Source organism: Magnetospirillum molischianum DSM 120 (assembly GCF_000294655.1).
Taxonomy (GTDB): domain Bacteria; phylum Pseudomonadota; class Alphaproteobacteria; order Rhodospirillales; family Magnetospirillaceae; genus Phaeospirillum; species Phaeospirillum molischianum.
In genome coordinates this window covers 350159-370839 of sequence record NZ_CAHP01000014.1, presented here as the reverse complement: position 1 = coordinate 370839, position 20681 = coordinate 350159, and the positions used below count along the sequence as shown (strand labels likewise).

16 protein-coding genes are annotated in these 20681 nt (G+C 63.3%); 13 read left to right on the top strand and 3 right to left on the bottom strand.

Annotated elements, in window-relative coordinates; genetic code table 11:
• Window positions 1-222 precede the first annotated feature (222 nt).
• The 6 genes from PHAMO_RS05985 (at window position 223) to cydC (ending at window position 7315) form a co-directional block, all read left to right on the top strand.
• Entirely contained in the window at window positions 223-858 is a 636-nt protein-coding gene (locus PHAMO_RS05985) for a response regulator transcription factor (protein WP_002727431.1), read from the top strand.
• 148 nt (window positions 859-1006) lie between these two features.
• Complete coding sequence (locus PHAMO_RS05980; RefSeq protein ID WP_002727429.1) at window positions 1007-2584, top strand: cytochrome ubiquinol oxidase subunit I; 1578 nt, start codon at window positions 1007-1009, stop codon at window positions 2582-2584.
• Window positions 2585-2601: 17 nt separating this feature from the next.
• Complete coding sequence (cydB, locus tag PHAMO_RS05975) at window positions 2602-3759, top strand: cytochrome d ubiquinol oxidase subunit II (protein WP_002727426.1); 1158 nt, start codon at window positions 2602-2604, stop codon at window positions 3757-3759.
• Between the two features lie 81 nt (window positions 3760-3840).
• The gene (gene cydX, locus PHAMO_RS18915) at window positions 3841-3954 is read left to right on the top strand and encodes a cytochrome bd-I oxidase subunit CydX (RefSeq protein ID WP_081504470.1); all 114 of its coding nucleotides are present in this window, start codon (window positions 3841-3843) and stop codon (window positions 3952-3954) included.
• The gene (cydD, locus tag PHAMO_RS05970; protein ID WP_002727420.1) at window positions 3951-5639 is read left to right on the top strand and encodes a thiol reductant ABC exporter subunit CydD; all 1689 of its coding nucleotides are present in this window, start codon (window positions 3951-3953) and stop codon (window positions 5637-5639) included. Before cydX ends, cydD begins: the two co-directional genes overlap by 4 nt.
• The gene (gene cydC / locus PHAMO_RS05965; RefSeq protein ID WP_002727414.1) at window positions 5636-7315 is read left to right on the top strand and encodes a thiol reductant ABC exporter subunit CydC; all 1680 of its coding nucleotides are present in this window, start codon (window positions 5636-5638) and stop codon (window positions 7313-7315) included. Before cydD ends, cydC begins: the two co-directional genes overlap by 4 nt.
• Here the strand turns inward: cydC and xth are convergent.
• The 3 genes from xth to ubiG form a co-directional block, all read right to left on the bottom strand.
• Entirely contained in the window at window positions 7282-8079 is a 798-nt protein-coding gene (xth, locus tag PHAMO_RS05960; RefSeq protein ID WP_002727412.1) for an exodeoxyribonuclease III, read from the bottom strand. The genes cydC and xth overlap by 34 nt on opposite strands.
• 69 nt (window positions 8080-8148) lie before the next feature.
• A complete protein-coding gene (locus tag PHAMO_RS05955; RefSeq protein WP_002727409.1) occupies window positions 8149-9837 on the bottom strand; it encodes a methyl-accepting chemotaxis protein in 1689 nt (562 codons plus the stop codon).
• A gap of 235 nt (window positions 9838-10072) precedes the next feature.
• Window positions 10073-10816 (bottom strand): bifunctional 2-polyprenyl-6-hydroxyphenol methylase/3-demethylubiquinol 3-O-methyltransferase UbiG, encoded by a 744-nt coding sequence (ubiG, locus tag PHAMO_RS05950; RefSeq protein WP_407635473.1) that lies wholly within the window; start codon window positions 10814-10816, stop codon window positions 10073-10075.
• Between the two features lie 177 nt (window positions 10817-10993).
• Between ubiG and PHAMO_RS05945 the strand changes: the two genes are divergently transcribed.
• The 7 genes from PHAMO_RS05945 to hemA all read left to right on the top strand — a co-directional run bounded on the left by PHAMO_RS05945 (window position 10994) and on the right by hemA (window position 20669).
• Complete coding sequence (locus tag PHAMO_RS05945) at window positions 10994-12214, top strand: aspartate kinase (protein WP_002727407.1); 1221 nt, start codon at window positions 10994-10996, stop codon at window positions 12212-12214.
• Between the two features lie 84 nt (window positions 12215-12298).
• A complete protein-coding gene (locus PHAMO_RS05940) occupies window positions 12299-13345 on the top strand; it encodes an NAD(P)H-dependent flavin oxidoreductase (RefSeq protein ID WP_002727405.1) in 1047 nt (348 codons plus the stop codon).
• Between the two features lie 28 nt (window positions 13346-13373).
• The gene (ptsP, locus tag PHAMO_RS05935) at window positions 13374-15641 is read left to right on the top strand and encodes a phosphoenolpyruvate--protein phosphotransferase (RefSeq protein ID WP_002727403.1); all 2268 of its coding nucleotides are present in this window, start codon (window positions 13374-13376) and stop codon (window positions 15639-15641) included.
• A 141-nt stretch (window positions 15642-15782) separates the two neighbouring features.
• On the top strand, window positions 15783-16934 hold the full coding sequence (locus PHAMO_RS05930; RefSeq protein WP_002727402.1) for a helix-turn-helix domain-containing protein: 1152 nt from the start codon (window positions 15783-15785) through the stop codon (window positions 16932-16934).
• Between the two features lie 110 nt (window positions 16935-17044).
• A complete protein-coding gene (ispG, locus tag PHAMO_RS05925; protein ID WP_002727401.1) occupies window positions 17045-18157 on the top strand; it encodes a flavodoxin-dependent (E)-4-hydroxy-3-methylbut-2-enyl-diphosphate synthase in 1113 nt (370 codons plus the stop codon).
• 5 nt (window positions 18158-18162) lie between these two features.
• A complete protein-coding gene (gene hisS / locus PHAMO_RS05920) occupies window positions 18163-19419 on the top strand; it encodes a histidine--tRNA ligase (protein WP_002727400.1) in 1257 nt (418 codons plus the stop codon).
• On the top strand, window positions 19416-20669 hold the full coding sequence (hemA, locus tag PHAMO_RS05915; protein ID WP_002727399.1) for a glutamyl-tRNA reductase: 1254 nt from the start codon (window positions 19416-19418) through the stop codon (window positions 20667-20669). The genes hisS and hemA overlap by 4 nt, the downstream gene beginning before the upstream one ends.
• Window positions 20670-20681 lie beyond the last annotated feature (12 nt).

The window sequence follows — 20681 nt, the reverse complement described above, 5'->3', positions numbered from 1 at the left end:
ACATTATTCAGCGGTTTGAAGTCCGCTCGCCATTCAAAAGTTGCCGTTTTTGTCGATCCATGCTTAAAGTATTACGGGGGGTAGGGGTAAGAACCGTTCCGCCGTTTGGGGTGGTCGCAACGGTTCGGGCGAAACAACGTCCGTTGCTGTATAAAGCGCGACGGGGCAGGGAGGTTCAGACACGCGCCGAGCGACGCGGCGGCTTGATTGGGGACAAGCAAAATGAAATTACTGCTGGCCGATGACCATTCCCTGTTCCGCGAGGGGATCAGGATGGTGTTAGAGAGCTTGGCGGGGGAGCCGCTGACGGTGGTCGAAGCCAGCGACTTTCCGCAGGTTCTTGCACGGGTTCGCACCTCGAACGACATCGATGTCGCTCTGGTCGATCTCTCCATGCCTGGAATGGATGGCTTGTCCGCGATCGGGGCGATTCGTCGTGCCGCGCCGGATCTTTATCTGGTGGTGGTGTCCGCCTCGGAGGACCCCCAGGTGGTCCGCCGCGCCCTGGACGCCGGTGCGCATGGCTATATCTCGAAATCGGCGGGCAGCGCCGAAATGATGAAGGGCATCCGCTCGGTACTTGAGGGCGATATCTTCGTCGCCCCGCCGGTATCCGCAGCCGAGGCTGTGCCGGCAAAACCCGGTGATTTCGATGCCGAGCGTTTGCGCGCATTATTGACGCCCCGTCAGCGCGACGTGCTGGCGATGCTGCGTCAGGGTAAGTCGAACAAGGAGGTTGCGCGCGACCTCAGTCTTGCCGAAATCACGGTAAAGCTGCACGTCACCGCGATCCTGCGCTCACTGGGCTGTGAAAACCGGACCCAGGCTGCAATTCTTGCGGCGCGGATGGGGCTGTAAAGGAGGGGGGCTATTTTGGAACCCCCCTTATGATAATTAAAATGTTGGCGGCTGATCCTTCATAAGCCTAAGCTATTTCCCTGACATCATGTCGCGAGGTTCCGGTTCGGGTGGCTGCCCGGCCAACCTGGATAGGGGGAGTACGCCCATGGTTGATCCGCTTTTCGTCGAACTGTCCCGATGGCAGTTCGCGGCAACGGCGATGTATCATTTTCTGTTCGTTCCGCTGACTCTGGGCCTGTCCTGGATGCTGTTCATGATGGAATCGGCATACGTGTTGACCAATAAAGAGGTCTACCGCGATATGACCCGGTTCTGGGGCAAGCTGTTCGGGATCAATTTTGCCGTTGGCGTTGCCACCGGCCTGACCATGGAATTCGAGTTCGGCACGAACTGGGCTTATTATTCGCATTACGTCGGCGACGTCTTCGGCGCTCCGCTGGCAATCGAGGGCCTGATGGCCTTCTTCCTTGAATCGACCTTCATCGGCCTCTTTTTCCTGGGCTGGGATAAGCTGACGAAGCGCCAGCATCTGGCGGTGACGTTCTTTACCGCGCTGGGATCGAATTTGTCGGCGATGTGGATTCTGGTCGCCAACGGCTGGATGCAAAATCCGGTCGGTTCGGCCTTTTCGTATCAGACGATGCGGATGGAGATGACCAGCTTTTCCGAAGTCCTGTTCAACCCGGTCGCTCAGGTCAAATTCGTTCATACCGTTGCCGCCGGTTACGTCACCGGGGCGATGTTCGTCCTGGCGATCAGCGCCTGGTATATTCTGAAAGGCCGCGATCTTGGTTTCGCCAAACGCTCGTTCGCGATCGCGGCGGGCTTTGGGATGGCGTCGGTCCTGTCGGTGATCGTGCTGGGCGACGAGAGCGGCTATACCCTGGGCGACGTCCAAAAAACCAAGCTGGCCGCGATCGAAGCCGAGTACGAGACCCATCCCGCTCCCGCCGGATTGACTTTGTTCACAATTCCCGACGAAGCGACGATGGAAAACCGCTATTCGGTCAAGTTGCCGTGGGCCTTGGGGGTGATCGCGACCCGCTCGACCACCGGAGAGGTCACCGGGATCAAGGATCTGATCGTCCTTCACGAAGAACGCATCCGTTCCGGTATCGAGGCCTATGACGCACTTCAGCGTCTGCGCGCCGGAGAACGGGGCGACGAGATCACGGCCCGCTTTGATCTGCACAAGACCGATCTGGGCTATGGCCTGTTGCTTAAAAAGTACACGGCGTCAGTGGTCGATGCGACGCCGGAGCAGATTTCTCTGGCGGCCCGCGATACGATTCCGCCGGTGACGCCGCTGTTCATCACCTTCCGCATGATGGTTTTGGCGGGCGTGGTGATGTTCTTCCTGATTTCGGCCTCACTCTACTTCACCATCCGGCGCACGATCGAACATCAGCGCTGGCTGTTGAAAGCGTTGGTGTGGTGTCTTCCGCTGCCCTGGATCGCCTGTGAAACCGGCTGGTTTGTCGCCGAGTTCGGTCGTCAGCCCTGGGCGATCGGCGAGGTGTTGCCGACTTTCCTCGCAACCTCGAGTCTGACCAGCGGCGATCTGATCTTCAGCCTGAGCGGCTTCATCACCTTCTATACCGTGCTGCTGGTGATCGAGCTGTTCCTGATGATCAAGTACATCCGCCTGGGGCCGGCTAGCCTGGGCACCGGTCGCTATCACGGCGAAAGCGAGCATTCCGCTGCCGCACATGCTGCCGGTTGAAGGGGAGGACGAGGATCATGATTCTCGATTATGAAACCCTGAAATTTATCTGGTGGATTCTGATCGGCGTGCTGCTGATCGGCTTCGCCATCGCCGACGGAATGGATATGGGCGTCGGTGTTTTGCTGCCGTTCCTGGGTAAGACCGACGACGAACGCCGGGTGATCATCAACACCGTCGGCCCACATTGGGACGGCAATCAGGTGTGGCTGATCACTGCGGGCGGCGCGATTTTTGCCGCCTGGCCCGCCGTTTATGCCGCCGCGTTCTCCGGCTTTTATATGGCGATGCTGCTGGTTCTGTTCGCCCTGTTTTTTCGCCCGGTCGGCTTTGACTACCGCTCGAAGATCGACGATACGCGCTGGCGCAACGCCTGGGATTGGGGGCTGTTCGTCGGCGGTCTGGTTCCGGCTCTGATCTTCGGTGTCGCGTTCGGCAATCTGCTGCAAGGGGTGCCGTTCCATCTCGACGAGTTCCTGCGCTCGCATTATCAGGGCTCGCTGCTGACCGCGTTGTTGCCGCTGCTCAATCCCTTTGCCTTGCTGGCCGGGATCATCAGCTTGGCGATGTTGACGATGCATGGGGCGGTCTGGCTGCAAATTCGCACCGAGGCTCCCGTCGCCGACCGCGCCCGCAAAGTGGCGATCCTGCTCGGTTTGTTGGTGATTGTGGCGTTTGCTGGGGCCGGTCTGTGGGTGGCCTATGGCATCGACGGCTATCGGGTGGTCAGCCAGCCTCCGTTCGATGCTCCTTCGAACCCGCTGGCGAAGAGCGTCGTGTCAGAGCGAGGCGCGTGGCTGTCGATCTATCACACCGTTCCGGCCTCGATCATCGCGCCGGTGGCCGGGTTCGCCGGTATTTTCCTTGCGGTGCTGCTCTCGGCCGTTCGTCGTCCGGGGCTGGCCTTTATCACCAGCGCCCTCGGCATGGCCGGAATCATCGCCACAGCCGGATTGTCGATGTTTCCCTTCATTCTGCCGTCCAGCATCGATCCGAATTCGAGCCTGACCGTGTGGGATGCGCCATCCAGTCACTTCACTCTGACGGTGATGTTCTGGGCGGTGGCGCTGCTTCTGCCGCTGGTCTTGTCCTATACCGCGTGGTGCTATACGCGGATGTGGGGCAAGGTTACAACGGCAACCATAAGAAGCGACGGTGGACATTCCGCGTACTAAGAAAAAGTGCGGCCCTTTCCGGGGCCGCCTTTGCCACGGCGGCGCTTAAGGCAGAGGCATATTATGTGAAGGAGAAGGCTGATGTGGTACTTCACCTGGATCTTAGGGGTGACGGCGGCGCTGTCCATCGGGTTGATCAACGCCCTGTGGTACGAAGCCGAAGATGCATTCGACCGCAGTAGCCACGAGCAGTGACGGTCGATAAAACGGCCGCTGAGGCGGCAGCGGCGGCGGGGTTTCTCCGCCGCCGTGTCGCTTCGGTCCGGCGGCCGCTGGCTCTGGCCACTCTGGCGCAGATGGCCAATGCGGCGTTGATGATTTTGCAATATTCCCTGTTGGCGACAGCGATCGACCGGGCGGTATCCGGTGGAGCCGATTTGGCCGCGCTGTGGCCGTGGTTGGGGTGGGTGCCGCCGATCATTCTGGCGCGTGCCGGGCTCACCTGGGCGGCCGAGGCGGCGGCTCTGGCTGCCGGAGCCGGGGTGCGCCAAGCGGTTCGCGCCGAACTGACCGAAAAAGTGTTCGCGCTGGGGCCGGTGCGGCTGGGGACTGAGTCCGCCGGGGCGCTGTCGGCCTTGCTGGTCGATGGGATCGAAGCGCTCGAATCCTATTACACCCGTTTCCTGCCGGCGATGCGCAACGCGGTTCTGGTGCCGTTGGCGCTGCTGGCGGTGGTGATGCCGCTGGATGGGGTGTCGGGACTGATCTTGCTGCTGACCGCGCCGCTGATCCCGCTGTTCATGGCTCTGATCGGCTCGGGAGCCGAACGGCTGAACCGCCGCCAATGGGCGCGGCTGGCCCGGATGGGAGCGCACTTCCTTGAGATGGTCCAAGGCTTGACCACTCTGAAGCTGTTCAACGCATCGAAGCGCGAGGCCGAGACGGTCGCCCGCATCGCCGACGAATACCGGCTGGCGACGATGGCGGTGTTGCGGGTGGCGTTTCTGTCGGCGTTGGCGTTGGAATTCTTCGCTACCCTGGGGATCGCCCTGGTGGCGGTGCTGATCGGATTTCGGCTTTTGGCGGGCGAGATCGGGTTCGAGCGCGGTCTGTTCATCCTGTTGCTGGCACCGGAATTTTATGGACCGTTGCGGACCCTGGGCGCGCAATACCATGCCCGGATGGAGGCGCTGGGGACCGCGGGAACGCTGGCCGATCTGCTGGCGCGGACACTTCCCCCGTTGCCCGTCGCGGCAGAACCGCCCCCTATGTCCGCACCCGAGATCGTTTTTCGCGACGTCCACCTCGATTATGGCGGTGGACGGATCGGGTTGAATGGAGCCGACTTTACTCTGGAAGCCGGACGAATCACCGCCCTGATTGGTCCCAGCGGCGCGGGTAAGAGTTCGGCGGTCAATCTTCTCCTGGGCTTTGCCGTTCCCAGCGGCGGCGAGATTCTAATCGATGGACGGCCGTTCTCGGTGTTCGATCCCAGCGAATGGCGGCGGCGGGTTGCTTGGGTGCCGCAGCGGCCGCATTTGTTCCAGGGCAGTATCGCCGACAATATCCGGCTGGGCCATCCTGAGGCGGACGCGGCGGCGGTGATCGCGGCGGCGCGGGCGGTCGGGGCGGATTCGTTTATCGCGACTCTGCCGGATGGCTATGACCAACGCCTTGGCGAGGACGGGGGCGGCCTGTCGGGTGGTCAGGCCCGCCTGATCGCGCTGGCCCGTGCCGCGTTACGTGATGCTCCTCTGCTGATTCTTGACGAGCCATCGGCCAGTCTGGACGCCGAATCCGAGGCAGCGCTGACGTTGGCGCTGCCCGCCCTGGCGCGCGGGCGAACGGTTTTGGTGATTGCCCATCGCCCGGCAACGATTGCTGCCGCCGATCGCGTCGTTTGTCTTCATCACGGACGAGTGACAGGGAACGAAGAATGAGAGTTCTGGCGCGATTGTTGCTGCTCTATCGTCCGGTCTGGGGCTGGCTGGCCCTGGCCGCCTTCCTCGCCCTCCTGACTCTGCTGGCCCAGACCGGGCTGATGGCGCTGTCGGGCTGGTTCATCGCCGCAATGGCTTTGGCCGGGGTGGCGGGGACTTCGCTCAATTACTTCACCCCTTCGGCGCTGATCCGCGCCGCTGCAATCGTGCGCACCGCCGGGCGCTATGGCGAGCGATTGGTCGGTCATGAGGCGACCTTCCGCCTGATCGCCCGCTTGCGGGTGTGGCTGTATCGTCGGCTGGAACTGTTGCCGCTGGTTTTGCGCGGTGAGCATGACGGTGCCGATTTGGCCCAGCGATTGCGCGGCGATCTCGACCGGCTGGAGACGGTATTTCTTCGGCTGGCTGCGCCGCTGGCCGTGGCCTTGGCCGGGGGCGGGCTGGGGGTGGCGTGGATGGGGCGGTTCGATCCGTCCTTGGCGCTGACCGAGGCTGTCTTGTTACTGGCTGCCGGTGTCGCGGTGCCGGTCGTGGTGGCACGGGTCGCGGCGCGGCGGGGGGTGCGGCAGGTTCGGTTGCTGACCGCTTTGTCGGGAGCGTCGGTTGAAGCGGTACAAGGTCTACCTGAATTGCTGGTGTTCGGTGCCGACCGCCGTCATCGCGCCCGGATCGAGGCGTTGTCATCCGACCTGATCGCCGAGCAGATCGGCCTGGGCCGGATGGTCGCGTTATCCCAGGCGGCAGGGCTGTTGTGCGGCCATCTGGCACTGTGGGCGGCCGTGGTGCTGACGGTGCCGCTGCTGGCCGATGGGCGGCTGGGTGGTCCAAATCTGGCGATGCTGGCCTTGTTGGCCCTGGCGCTGTTCGAGGCGGTGGCACCGCTGCCCGCCGCTTTCCTGGCGCTGGGGGGCGTGATCGAATCGGCCCGACGCGTGTTTGCTCTGGCCGATGCCGTGCCGCCGCCATCCGTTGCTATCCAGGAATCCCAGCCGTTGCCCGAACGGTGCGACCTGTCGCTGCGCGGGATCGGCTATAGCTGGGGGCCGGGGCGGACCCGGCTGTTCGACGGCTTTGATTTTGATCTGCCGCAGGGAGGTAAGGTTGCACTGATCGGCCCTAGCGGCAGTGGCAAATCGACCCTGGTGCTGCTGCTGACCGGCTTGGTTCAGCCCGATGCCGGGACAATCCTGCTCGGGGGGCGGCCGATTGCTGCACTTGACGACGAAACGCGGCGGCGCTGTTTCGCCGTCGCCCCGCAGGGCTGCGGTCTGTTCAGCGGCACTCTGCGCAACACCTTGCGTCTGGCCGATCCCCAGGCTGAAGACGCCGCTCTGTGGCGTAGCCTCTCCCTGGTTGGGCTGGCCGATTTCGTCGCCGCTTTACCCGAGGGGCTGGACACCTGGATCGGCTCTGCGGGGCTGACTCTGTCCGGTGGTCAGGCGCGGCGATTGGCGGTGGCTCGCGCCCTGCTGCGCCCGGCCCCGGTGCTGATCCTCGACGAGCCGGGCGAGGGACTCGACCTCGCCGCCGAGCAGGCGTTGCTCGACGCCGTGATCGATGGGTTGGAAGGCCGTTCTCTCCTGCTGATCACCCACCGCCCGGCCGGGCTGGAGCGGATGGATGCGGTGGTGCGGTTCGGCGATCACAGATCGAAATCGACCATCACCGGAACGTGATCGGACGGCTGCGGCCAGGCACGGGCTTCGCGGGCGACCAGGGTGGCGCGTAGGCTGTCCTTCAGTGCCGGAGTAACCCAAATATGGTCGAGCCGTCGGCCCCGGTCGTTGCGGGTCCAGTCCGGCGAACGGTAGCTCCACCACGTGAACAGCTTTTCGGTATCGGGGACGAAGTGCCGCACCGCATCGACGAACGGAACGCTGTTTTGAAGCGCGGTCAGCGCCTCGACCTCGACCGGAGTGTGGCTGACGACCGATAAGAGTTGCTTGTGTGACCACACATCGTTGACCAGGGGGGCGACGTTGAAATCGCCCGCTAGAATCACTTTCTGCTCGGGGCGGATTTCGGTCGCCATCCACGCGGTCAGCTCGCGTAGGAACGCGAGCTTGTGGGCAAATTTGGGGTTTTGGTCGGGGTCGGGGATATCACCGCCTGCCGGGACGTAAAGGCAATGAATCTGAAGCCCGTCGTCGAGTTCGGCGATCAGGTGGCGGCGGTCGTCCTTGCCGCACCAGGACGGAGTGCGCACCGAATGGATCCGGTGGCGCGACAGAACCGCGACGCCATTATAGCTTTTCATCCCGTGAAAGGCGACGTGTTCGAAGCCGAGCGCCCGGCAGGCATCCAGGGGAAACAGGGGGTCGTCAACCTTGATCTCCTGAAGGCACAGCACATCGGGAGCCATCTCCGAGACAATCCGTTCTACCAGATCAATCCTGAGCCGGAGCGAGTTGACGTTCCAGGTAACAAGCCGAAAACCCATATTCGTGAAAGCCTTATACCGTTTGGCCGCCCCCGTTATACGCAATCTCGGGGTGCGGCCCGTCCGGTATTATGCCGCCCGAACCTCGTTCAGGAAACGCTGGACCTCGTTTTCCAGGCTTTCTGTTTCGGATAGCAGGCCGTTGGCCGCCTGGAACACGCCTTGGGCCATGCGGCCGGTTTCCGCCGCCGCCTGAGCGACTCCGGCGATGTTGCCCGAGGTTTGGGTGGTGTTGGTGGAAGCCTCTTCGACATTGCGGGAGATTTCGGCGGTGGCGGCGCTTTGCTGCTCGATCGCGTCGGCGATGGCCGAGGATAATTCGTTGAGGTCGCGGATCGTCTGACCGATTCCCTCCAGGGTCCGGGCGGCGGCTTCGGTCGCCTGCTGCACTGCCGTCACTTGTTGGGCGATGTCGTCGGTTGCCCGAGCGGTCTGACCGGCCAGGGTCTTGACCTCGCCGGCAACGACGGCAAAGCCCTTGCCCGCGTCGCCCGCCCGTGCGCTTTCGATGGTGGCGTTCAGCGCCAGCAAATTGGTTTGGCTGGCGATGTCGTTGATGAGTTTCACAACGTCGCCGATCTTCTGCGCGGCTTTCAGCAAGCCGCCGATGGTTCGGTTGGCTTCGTCGGCCTCGGTGGTTGCGGTGCGGGCGATCGCGGCGGATTGGCGGACTTGTCGCGAGATCTCGTCAATCGAACTGCTCAGTTGGGTCGCTGCCGTTGCTACCGTCGCGACATTGGCGGTGGCTTGTTCGGTCGCGGTGGAGACGGCGGCGCTTTGCCGCTGGGTCTGATCCGCATTGCCGGTCAGGGTGTCCGACGAAAGGTGCAGATCGCTGGCAGCAGCCTTGATCTTTTCCAGCAGCAGCTTCACCGAGCCGTCGAAATGGTGGGTGGCCGTTTCGATCTTGCGCTGACGCTCCTCGCGCAAGGCCAGTTCGGCTTGTTCACGCCGGGCCGCTTCTGCCGCCGCGATCAGGCTTTGCCGCCATTGCTCCAGCGCGACCGCCAGCGGAGCCAATTCGTCGCGGCGGTTGGTTTCCGGGGTCTCGGCGTCGGTCTGGCCTGCACCGAGGCTGCGCACCGCACCGATCAGACGGTCGAGCGGACGGGTGATCGACCGCGATACCAAGAGCGGCGCGACCAGGGCGGAGAGAGTCGCGAACAGAGTGAGCGCCAGCACCGCGCCTTTCAGCCGCCCTTCGCGACTCGCGGCCTCGGCTTCGGTTGTGGTGGACAGGGTGTTGGCGGTCGCCACCAACGTGTCAATGGCGGCCCGATGCTCGTCATAGAGCATTTCCATCTCGGCGAAGGCCATCTGGGCGCGGAAATTGCTGCCACGGGCCAAGGCGGGGAAATAGACAGTCTCGGCGACCTCGAAGAACTTTACCGCCGGTTTGAATGAGCGGTCGAGCAGGATTGCCGCGATCTCGCCCTCAAGTCCCGCCTTTTCCCAATAGGCATGGCGTTCTAAATACTGAGTCTTTTGCTGCAACAGCATCCGTTGCAGCCCTTCGAGATCTCTGGGGTCGGCGTTCAGGGCGCGCGAGATCGTCAGATAGGCCTGGATGATATATTCCGGCGGCGGATTCACGTCGGCCAGCAGATCCTTGGCCTGGACGACACGATTATAGACCGGCCCGCCGACCTTCAACTCGTTGAAGACTGTCCACCAGCCGGCGACGATGGCGCCCGTGGCGATCACACTGACCAGGGCCAGGGCGATCAGCCGTCCGCGGATTGTCAAAATGGCGACCATGATCGACCTGTTCCCTCCGTTCACGGCGCGAGGGTTCTTGCGCCTGTGTTGCCGGGCAAGCCTAGCGAACGAGAGGGGAGAGGGGCAATACCTTAATCTACTAGACTAATCCTTTCGTGTAGCGACGGGGCATCGTGGACGATTCGTCCGTTGGATCGGCGAGACTCTAATATATACGGACAGACCAGACCCTGGGGCGCGCGGCATTGCGCCAGCGCACCCCGAAGGCTTAGGATCAGGCGGCCTTACCGCCCAGCACCAGATAATTAACGTCGAGACTGTCGGTCTCGCGCCATTCGTCGGAAATCGGATTGTAGGAGACGCCGACGAAACGGTGGGTCTCGATCCCGGCATTACGCAGCATCCGCGAAAACTCCGACGGGCGGACGAATTTATGCCAGTCGTGGGTGCCCCGTGGCAGCCAGCGCAGGATGTATTCGGCGCCGACCACGGCCAGCAGCCAGCTTTTGGGGGTGCGGTTGAGGGTGGCACCGACGAACACGCCGCCCGGCTTCAGATGAGCACCGGCGGAGCGCAGGAACAGGTCGATGTCGGTGACGTGCTCGACCACTTCCATGCAGAGAACGACGTCATACATTTCGGCGGGGTCGAGCTGTTCGGGCGACGCGACGCGATAGGTGACGTTGGCCCCGGTCTTTTCGGCATGCAGGCTAGCGACCTTGACGTTCTTCTCGCCCGCATCGATTCCAGTGACGGTGAAGCCCAGCGCGGCCAGAGGCTCGGACAACAGGCCGCCGCCACTGCCGACGTCAAGCAGGGTCAATCCCTCGAACGGACGCTCCAGCGACGGGTCGCGCCCGAACAACTCGGCGAATTGACGGCGCATGAAGTCGATTCGCACCGGATTGAATTTGTGCAACGGCTTGAATTTACCGGTAGGATCCCACCAGGCGTCGGCCATGGCGGTGAAACGGGCGATTTCCTCCGGCGATGCGGTGCCCGGCTGAGTCATGAACAAAAACCTCCTTACGCGAGGCCCGCCCGTTCGGGCTGGGCCGCTCTTGCTTCCGAACCTTCGACAGAGTATGTATACGCGCCCTTCCGGCGGCAACCGGGCATGTTAAAGATTTCCAGTATCAGGCCGGGTCGTCCCTGGGTTTTCAGGCTGGGCGCCCGGGGCAAAAGGGTCTCCTGAATGGCTCGCATAGTAATGAAGTTCGGCGGCACCTCCGTCGGCGATATCGACCGCATCAAGAATGTGGCGAACCGCGTCAAACGTGAGGTCGAAGCCGGTAATCAAGTCGCGGTGGTTCTGTCGGCGATGTCCGGCGTGACCAATCAACTGGTTGCCTGGTGCAATCAGATGGCGAAGTTGCCTGATCCGCGCGAATATGACACCGTGGTGGCGACCGGCGAACAGGTTACGATCGGTTTGCTGGCGATTGGTTTGCAGGAATTGGGGCTGGAGGCGCGTTCGTGGTGCGGCTGGCAGATTCCGATCCGCAGCAACGGCGTGCACGGCAAGGCGCGGATCGAGTCGATCAATACCGACCGGATGTCGGCGGCGATGGCGGCCGGACAGGTTGCGGTCGTCGCTGGATTCCAGGCGGTCGGCCCGGACGAGCGGATCAGCACGTTGGGACGCGGTGGTTCGGATACCTCGGCGGTAGCGCTGGCGGCGGCCCTGGGGGCCGATCGTTGCGACATTTATACCGATGTCGATGGGATCTATACCACCGATCCCCGCATCGTGACCAAGGCGCGCAAGCTGCAACGCATCACCTACGAGGAGATGCTGGAACTGGCTTCGGTCGGGGCCAAGGTGTTGCAGACCCGTTCGGTCGAGATGGCGATGAAGCACCGGGTGCGGGTGCAGGTGTTGTCGAGCTTCGAGGACAAGCCGGGTACTCTTGTTTGCGACGAGGATGAGATCGTGGAAAAGGAACTGGTGAGCGGCATCGCCTATAGCCGCGACGAGACCAAGGTGACCCTGACTCGGGTGCCGGACCGGCCCGGTGTGGCGGCCTCGATCTTCGGGCCGCTTGCCGATGCTTCGGTCAATGTCGATATGATCGTCCAGAACGTGTCGGAAGATGGGCGGTTCACCGATCTGACCTTCACCGTCTCGCATACCGATCTGGAGCGGGCGCGCGAAGTGCTGAACGGTGCCCAATCGACGTTAGGGTTCGAACGGCTGACCGACGATCCCGACGTGGTGAAGGTTTCGGTGATTGGCGTCGGCATGCGCTCGCACGCCGGAATTGCCCAAAAGATGTTCCAGACTTTGGCCCTGGAGGGCATCAACATCCAGGTCATTTCGACATCGGAAATCAAGATCAGCGTGCTGATCGCCGAAAAATATACGGAACTGGCGCTCAGAGCGCTTCATACCGCTTACGGCCTCGACGCGGCCTGATACCGGGTCGAGGCGAGATCGTCGCCCTGGGCCGTGGTATCCGCCACGGTGCCGGGGGGCGGAGAGAACGGACCAGGGGATCTGATGAACAAGGCTAAGGCGAGACAGCGGCTTGAGCTCTTATGGCGCCGGGGCCGTGAATTTCTCGGCACCGAATACGCCATCATGGGCGGCGCGATGTCCTGGATATCCGAGCGTAATCTTGTTGCCGCGATCTCGAATGGCGGCGGGTTCGGGGTTCTGGCCTGCGGCACGATGACACCGGATCGGCTGGCCGAGGAAATCCTCGCCACCCAGGCGCTTACGACCCGCCCGTTCGGCGTTAATCTGATTACGATGCATTCCGACCTGGAGGCGCTGATTGATGTCTGCGGCCGTCTGTCGGTCGGGCATATCGTCCTGGCCGGCGGATTGCCGACCAGCGCCTCGATCCGCCGGGCCAAGGATCTTGGTGCCCGCGTGATGTGCTTTGCGCCGACCGTGCCGTTTGCCCGCAAGCTGGTGCGAACTGGTATCGACGCCCTGGTGATCGAGGGAACCGAGGCCGGTGGTCATATCGGCCCGGTCGCGACCAGTGTGTTGGCTCAGGAAATTCTGCCCCAGATTCCCGAAGTGCCGGTGTTCGTCGCCGGTGGCATTGGTCGGGGCGAGGCGATGCTGTCGTTCCTTGAAATGGGGGCGTCGGGCTGTCAGCTTGGCACTCGTTTCGTTTGTGCCACCGAATGCATCGCCCATCCGCGCTTCAAGCAATCTTTTATCAAGGCTTCTGCGCGCGATGCGGTGCCTTCGATCCAGGTCGATCCTCAATTCCCGGTGATCCCGGTGCGCGCTTTGGCCAACAACGCGACCCGCCGCTTCATCGAATTCCAGCACGAGGTGATCGCTCGATGCCGTTCCGGCGAGATCAGCCAGAAGGAAGCGCAGCTTCAGATCGAGCATTACTGGGCCGGAGCGTTGCGGCGTGCGGTAATCGACGGCGATACCGAGAATGGTTCTCTGATGGCCGGTCAGAGCGTCGGAATGGTTTCGCGCGAACAGCCCACCGCAGAGATCCTGCAAGAGTTGGTCGATCAGGCGCTGGATGCTTTGGATGCCCGCGAGGGGCCGTCCCTGGCCTTGGTCGGGCAGTGATCCGGGCGCTGACGTCGGGGGAGGTGGGATGCTGACGTCGGGAACAACATCGGTATCGCGGCGGCTGTTGGGCCGTTTGCGTGATGTCATGGCCGGAGCGGGTACCGCTCAGGAACGGCTGGACAAGGTGGTGACGCTGATCGCCGCCGACATGGTCGCCGAAGTTTGCTCGTGCTACGTGATGCGCGCGGGCGAGGTGTTGGAGCTGTTTTCGACCGAAGGGCTGAAAAGCGAATCGGTGCACCAGACCCGGCTGCGTGTCGCCGAAGGTCTGGTCGGCGACATCGCTGCCCATGCCCGCCCGCTGGCCTTGGCCGATGCCCAGGCTCATCCCCGCTTCGCTTATCGCCCTGAAACCGGCGAGGAAATTTTCCATTCGCTGATGGGCGTGCCGATCATTCGCGGCTCGCGCGTTTTGGGTGTGCTGGTGGTGCAGAACCGCACCATGCGCCACTACACCGAAGAAGAAGTCGAGACCCTCGAAACCGTCGCGATGGTTCTTGCCGAACTGGTGGCGTCGGGCGATCTGGTCAACCGCTCGGAACTGGTGCCGGTCGATGGCAACGCGGTCCTGCCGTTGCGTCTTGAAGGCGTGCGGCTGAATGCCGGGGTCGGGCTGGGGGTGGCGGTGCTGCACCGTCCCCGCATCACTGTCCGCCGTCTGGTCGCCGAAGATCCCGATATCGAGATCGACCGGCTGAACCGGGCGCTGGCGGCAATAAAGACCGAGTTAGAGGAGCTGTTCTCGCGTCCCGAGATGCGTGACGGCGAGCATCGCGACGTCCTTGAAACCTATCGGATGTTCACCGAGGACAAGGGCTGGCTGAACCGGATCAGCGAGGCGGTGCGTACCGGTCTGACCGCCGAGGCGGCGGTGCAGAAGGTGCATGACGATACCCGCGCCCGGATGGCGTTGATCACCGATAATTACCTGCGCGAGCGGCTGCACGATTTCGAGGATCTGGCCAACCGGCTGTTGCAGCACCTGTCCGGTGACGATGAGGACGGGCCGCGCGGCGAACTGCCCGAGGTGGCGATTCTGGTCGCCCGCAATATCGGGCCGATGGAATTGTTCGATTACGATCCCAAGCGGCTGCGCGGGTTGGTGCTTGAGGAAGGCTCAACCACGTCGCACGTCGCCATCGTCGCTCGTGCGCTCGATATCCCGGTTGTCGGGCGGGTCAAGGACGTGCTCGACATGATCGAGCCGCTGGACCCTGTCATCTGCGACGGCGACAACGGACAGGTGTTTATCCGCCCGCCCGAAGATATCCGTGAGACTTTTATCGAGGCGATGAGCGAGCGCCAGCAGCGCCGCGCCATCTATGCCAAGTTGCGCGATCTGCCCGCGGAGACCCGCGACGGTATCAGCATCGGTATTCTGATGAATGCCGGTTTGCTGCTCGACCTTCAGCATCTGCACGAATCCGGGGCCGATGGTATCGGGTTGTACCGCACCGAACTGCCGTTCATGGCGCGTTCGGCGCTGCCCAACGTCGATGCTCAGACCATGCTGTACCGCAAGATCCTCGATCAGGCGGAAGGCAAGCCGGTGGTTTTCCGTACCCTGGATGTGGGCGGCGATAAGGTGTTGCCGTACTGGAATCCCTCGGACGAAGACAATCCGGCGCTCGGATGGCGCTCGATCCGGATTACCCTCGACCGCCCGGCGGTGATGCGCCAGCAATTGCGGGCGCTGCTGCGGGCCGCCGCTGGACGCGAATTGTCGGTGATGTTCCCGATGATTGCCGAGGTCGCCGAACTGGTCCACGCGCGGGAAATTCTCGATATCGAGATCGCTCGCGAGAAACAGTTGGGAGGGGTGCCGCCGACGCGCATTCGGGTCGGGACGATGTTGGAAGTCCCCGCCCTGGCGTTCCAGCTTGACGCATTGCTGCCGCTGGTCGATTTCGTCTCGATCGGTTCTAACGATCTGACCCAGTTTCTGTTCGCGGTCGATCGCGGCAATCCCCGCATTGCCGAACGCTATGATCCGCTGTCGCCCTCGATGATCTGCTTCATGCGCCACGTCGCCGATAAATGCCGTGAGTATGGGGTCCATCTCTCGGTGTGCGGCGAGATGGCCGGTCGCCCGCTTGATGCGATGACTCTGATTGCGATCGGCATTCGCTCGCTGTCGGTGGCCGCGCCCGCGATCGGTCCGGTGAAGACGATGGTGCGTAGCCTCGATGTCGGAGTTCTGGTGCCGTATCTGCACAGTCTGTTGGACGCGCGCGATCATTCGTTGCGCCCGAAGCTGCGTAGCTTTGCCATCGATCATGGCGTGCGGCTTTAGGGTGTGTCGTCAGGTGCCGCAACTGCGGTCGGCTTTGCCGGGCTTGCAGTCTGTGCGCTCCCGTCATTTCCGGGCAGGGGTTGCCCCGGCCCGGTGGAATTGCTAAACCAGGGAACCGCTTGACGAGAAGGGTCCGCCGCCGTGGACAGCCCCGCTTCTGACGACCAGACGCCGCCGGTCGATTCCGGCATCCCCCCTGTGGACAGCCCGCCCGCCCGGATTGCCGATTATCTGGCGGTTGGGCCGACCCTGCGCGCTGCGCGCGAGCGGACCGGCCGTTCGCTGGCCGAATGCTCGCAACAGCTTTTCATCCGCTTGTCGTTTCTTGAGGCGCTGGAAGATGGTCGTCATCGCGATCTTCCCGGTGGAGCTTATGCCGCCGGCTTCCTGCGGACCTACGCCGAATATCTTGAACTTGATGGCGAGGAACTGGTCCGCCGCTTCCGTCAGGAAGGGGCGGGCGGTTTTACCAACCGAACCGAGCTGGCGTTTCCGTCTCCGGTGTCCGAGGGACGAATTCCCGGCGGCGCCGTGATCTTTCTCGGCCTTGTTCTGGCCGGTCTGACTTATGGCGGCTGGTATCTGCTGTCGTCGCGCGAAGCCGATGTGGCCGAGATGGTTCCGCCGTTGCCGGAGCGCCTGTCAACGATGCTCAACCGGCAGGCGGCGCTGACCGGCGAGCCGCGTGCGTCTGCCTCCACGCCTACGGCAGCCGATTCCGATCAGACCCACACCCGCGAGGACGTGGTGCCTCCGGTCGAGTCTGACGACGATTCCAAGTCCGTCGTTTCCGAGGCAAAGCCTCCTGAACCCGTTGCCGCGGCTCCGGCGACGGTTCCGGCTCTGCCTCCCGCGCCGGTCGAGCCGGTCGCGGTAAGGCCGGATTCGTTGAAGACCGAGCCGCCCAAGGTCGAACCCGTCAAGACAGAACCGGCCAAGGTCGAAGTCGCCGCCCCGGTTCCCGTGCCCGAGGTCAAGGTTCCCGATGTGATCGCGCCGACGGGGAAGGTGTTCGGATCGGAACATGCGGATTCCCGCGTCACTCTGCATGCGGCAGCGGATGATTGCTGGGTCCAGGTGCGCGAAATGGACGGGTCGATTCTGACCTCGCGTCTGTTGCGCCGGGGCGACAGCCTGCGCCTGCCAAACCGTCCCGGCCTGTCGCTGATGGCGGGAAATTCCGGCGCCCTGGAGGTGACGGTTGACGGTCGCCGCATCGCTCCTCTCGGCGCGGTCGGCCAGGTCCGACGCGATATCCGGCTCGATCCCGACCGGCTGGGGGCAGGGGGGTGACCCCCCACAGGCCCCTTCCTCGTGCCCGGCGGAATGCGCTATAACCCGACGCTTCGGGCGGTCCTGGCGGTTGCCCGGACGGTCACGAGCATCACTGTGAGAATGAAACCATGAGTCTGCGGCCCTACCGGCACATTACCCGGCGCACGTCCCGGAAAATCATGGTCGGCCCGGTAGCGGTCGGCGGCGACGCCCCGATCTCGGTGCAGACCATGACCAATACTCTGACCACCGACATCGAAGGAACGCTGGACCAGATCCGTCGTTCCGCCGAGGCTGGGGCGGATATCGTTCGCGTCTCCTGTCCCGACGAGGATTCGACGCAGGCGCTGCGCGCGATCGTCAAGGGTTCGCCGGTTCCGATCGTCGCCGATATTCACTTCCATTATAAGCGGGCGATCGAAGCTGCCGATGCCGGTGCTGCCTGTCTGCGCATCAATCCCGGCAATATCGGTTCGGCCGAGCGGGTGCGCGAAGTGGTCAAGGCAGCCCGCGATCATGGCTGCTCGATGCGAATCGGCGTCAATGCCGGGTCGCTCGACAAGCATCTGCTGGAGAAATATGGCGAGCCTTGCCCCGACGCGCTGGTCGAAAGCGCGATGGAACATGCCCGCATTCTCGAAGATAACGATTTCCTCGACTTCAAGATCAGCGTCAAGGCCTCGGACGTCTTCATGGCGGTGGCGGCCTATCGCGGTCTGGCCGCGGCGTGCGACTATCCGCTTCACCTCGGCATCACCGAGGCGGGCGGGCTGACCGGCGGCACCGTGAAGTCGGCGCTGGGGATTGGAACCCTGCTGTGGGAAGGAATTGGCGATACGCTGCGCGTTTCGCTATCGGCTGACGTTGTTGAAGAGGTCAAGGTCGGTTTCGAACTGCTGCGGACCCTCGACCTGCGCCATCGCGGCGTGCGGATCGTGTCCTGTCCGTCCTGTGCGCGTCAGGGCTTCAACGTCATCAACACCGTCGAAGCTTTGGAAAAGCGTCTGTCCCACGTCCGCGCTCCCGTCACGGTGTCGGTGTTGGGCTGTGTCGTCAACGGTCCGGGCGAGGCGCGGGAAACGATGATCGGGATCACCGGCGGCGGTGCCGGGAATCATAAGGTCTATATCGGCGGCGATCCCAACCACAATATTTCGACCCAGGCGATGATCGATCACATCGTGGCGCTGGTCGAAGCCAAGGCCACCGAAATCGAGGCGGCCGGGCAGGGGGAGGTCTAGAGGTTTTGTCTAACCTGCAACCGGTTCGCGGCACACACGATCTGCTGCCTGAGGAATGTCGTCGTCACCGCCGTATCGAGGAGGTCGCCTTGGCTGCCGCCCGGCGCTACGGCTTCGGCGAGATTCTGACTCCGATCTTCGAGTTCACCGAGGTGTTTTCGCGCACCCTGGGCGAGACGTCGGACGTCGTGACCAAAGAGATGTATACCTTCACCGACCGCTCGGGCGATTCGCTGACCTTGCGGCCCGAAGGCACCGCCGGGGTGGCCCGTGCGTTCATCTCGAATGGTCTGGCCCAGTCTCTGCCGCTGAAGCTGTTCTATCGGGGTCCGATGTTCCGCCACGAGCGGCCTCAGAAGGGGCGGTTGCGTCAGTTCCATCAAGTCGGCGTCGAGTTGCTGGGGGTCGAGACTCCGTTCGCCGATATCGAGGTGATCGCGCTGGCATGGCGGCTGCTGTCTGATCTGGGGCTGGCCGAGATGGTCAAGCTTGAGATCAACAGTCTGGGCGATGCCGATAGCCGTGCCGATTATCGCGCCGCCCTGACCAAGTATCTGTCGGCCTATCGCGGCGAGTTGTCCGAGGACAGCCAGAACCGTCTCGATCGCAATCCGTTGCGAGTGCTCGATTCGAAGGACGAAGGCGACCGTCGCATCGTTGCCGGTGCCCCCCGTCTGGGCGAGTATCTCAACGAGTATTCCCGCACCTTCTTCACCACGCTGACCAACGGGTTGGACAGCCTGGGGATTCCCTATACGATCAGTGACGGTCTGGTGCGCGGCCTTGATTATTACTGTCACACCGTGTTCGAGTTCACGACGACGGCGCTGGGGTCTCAGGGGACGGTGCTGGCCGGAGGCCGTTACGACGAACTGATCGCCCAAATGGGCGGGCAACGGACGCCGGGCATCGGCTTTGCCGCCGGTATCGAGCGGTTGGCGATGCTGGCGGGCGATCCGCCCGACACCGTTCGCCCGATCGCGGTGGTGCCGATGGGCGAATTTGGCCCGGCGATGGTCGTGGCGGAGCGGATTCGCCGGGCCGGACTGGTCGCCGAACTGGGTTATTCCGGCAATATGAAAAAGCGGATGACCCGTGCGGTCAAACTCAACGCCCGGTTCGCGGTGATCCTGGGCGAGGACGAGGCGGCGCGGGGCGCGGTCACCGTGCGCGATCTCGACGCCGGGACCCAGGAAGAAGTCGCGCTGTCCGGACTTGAAGAGAGGCTGCTCCGCCAGGTCGAAGGGGAGACACACGGGTGAGTGCGTTAGCCCAACGTGTGGTCATCGTCGGGGCCAATCATCGGTCGTCTTCGCTGGGATTGCGGGACGCTCTTTATGTTGACGACGCCAGCGCGCCGTCTTTTCTCGATGGCCTGAAGCAGGCCGGTCTGGCCGAGGCTTTGGTGCTGTCCACCTGCGACCGGGTCGAAGTGTGGTGTGCCGATACCGAGGCCGACCACGCCACCACGCTGGTCGGCGAAGCGTTCGCGGCCAAGGCCGGTTTGACGGCCGAGGGGTTGGCCAGCCACCTTTATACCCTGTCGGGAGGTGAAGCAGTGCGGCACGGCTTCACCGTGACCTCGGCGCTGGATTCGCTGGTGATTGGCGAGCCGCATGTCGGAGGCCAGGTCAAAGCCGCTCATCGCCTGGCGCGAGAGGCTGGAACCGTTGGCGGTCACCTTGACGCCTTTGTCCAGGCCGCCTTCGCCGTCGCCAAGCGGGTTCGGACCGAGACCGCCGTCGGTGAGGGGCCGGTTAGTATCGCCGCTGCCGCCGTCCAGGTTGCCCGCGATCTGCACGGCGATCTCGGCGGTTGCCGTGCTCTGCTGATCGGTACTGGCGACATGGGCGAATTGGTCGGCGAAAGCCTGCTGGCTGCCGGTCTGACCGACATGTTGGTCACGGCCCCCAAGGAAACCCGCGCCGAGACGCTGGCCCGCACGCTTGGTTGCCATGTCTTGCCGTTCGAGGACATGCGCGACGGCATTTCCGGGGCCGACGTGGTGCTGACCTGTGTCGGGGGGCGGACGCCGGTTGTTACCGCCGATGCGGTGTCGCTGGCGCTGAAGCGCCGCCGCCGCCAGCCGATCTTCCTGGTCGATGCCGGTATTCCCGGCGACATCGAACCGGCGGTCAACCGGATCGAGAACGCGTTCCTCTACGACCTCGCCGATCTGGAAAAAGTGGCGTTGGAGGGCCGCGCCACGCGCGAGCAGGCCGCTCGTGCCGCCCGCGCCATTGTCGAGAGCGAGGCAACCGCCTTCCTGCGCGGCCGTGCCGCCCGTGCCGCTGTTCCGGCGATTGTCGCGCTGCGCGATCAGTTCGAGGCGACCCGAGAAAAGGTGCTGGCCGAGATTGGCGCCGATGTCGATCCCGCCGAAGCGACCCGGTTGCTGATCAACCGGCTGCTGCACACGCCGACCGAGACGATGAAGTCGATTGCCGCCGAAGGGCACGAATGGCAGACGATGGAAAAGACGCTGCGAAAGCTGTTCCACCTTGAGGGGTAGGCGGCTTGCGGC

Coding starts and splice junctions, on each gene's coding strand:
- PHAMO_RS05985 (WP_002727431.1), top strand. CDS start 223: ATGAAATTACTGCTGGCCGATGACCATTCCCTGTTCCGCGAGGGGATC.
- PHAMO_RS05940 (WP_002727405.1), top strand. CDS start 12,299: ATGAACAAGGCTAAGGCGAGACAGCGGCTTGAGCTCTTATGGCGCCGG.
- PHAMO_RS05955 (WP_002727409.1), bottom strand. CDS start 9,837: ATGGTCGCCATTTTGACAATCCGCGGACGGCTGATCGCCCTGGCCCTG.
- cydC (WP_002727414.1), top strand. CDS start 5,636: ATGAGAGTTCTGGCGCGATTGTTGCTGCTCTATCGTCCGGTCTGGGGC.
- ispG (WP_002727401.1), top strand. CDS start 17,045: ATGAGTCTGCGGCCCTACCGGCACATTACCCGGCGCACGTCCCGGAAA.
- cydB (WP_002727426.1), top strand. CDS start 2,602: ATGATTCTCGATTATGAAACCCTGAAATTTATCTGGTGGATTCTGATC.
- ptsP (WP_002727403.1), top strand. CDS start 13,374: ATGCTGACGTCGGGAACAACATCGGTATCGCGGCGGCTGTTGGGCCGT.
- xth (WP_002727412.1), bottom strand. CDS start 8,079: ATGGGTTTTCGGCTTGTTACCTGGAACGTCAACTCGCTCCGGCTCAGG.
- cydX (WP_081504470.1), top strand. CDS start 3,841: ATGTGGTACTTCACCTGGATCTTAGGGGTGACGGCGGCGCTGTCCATC.
- PHAMO_RS05945 (WP_002727407.1), top strand. CDS start 10,994: ATGGCTCGCATAGTAATGAAGTTCGGCGGCACCTCCGTCGGCGATATC.
- PHAMO_RS05980 (WP_002727429.1), top strand. CDS start 1,007: ATGGTTGATCCGCTTTTCGTCGAACTGTCCCGATGGCAGTTCGCGGCA.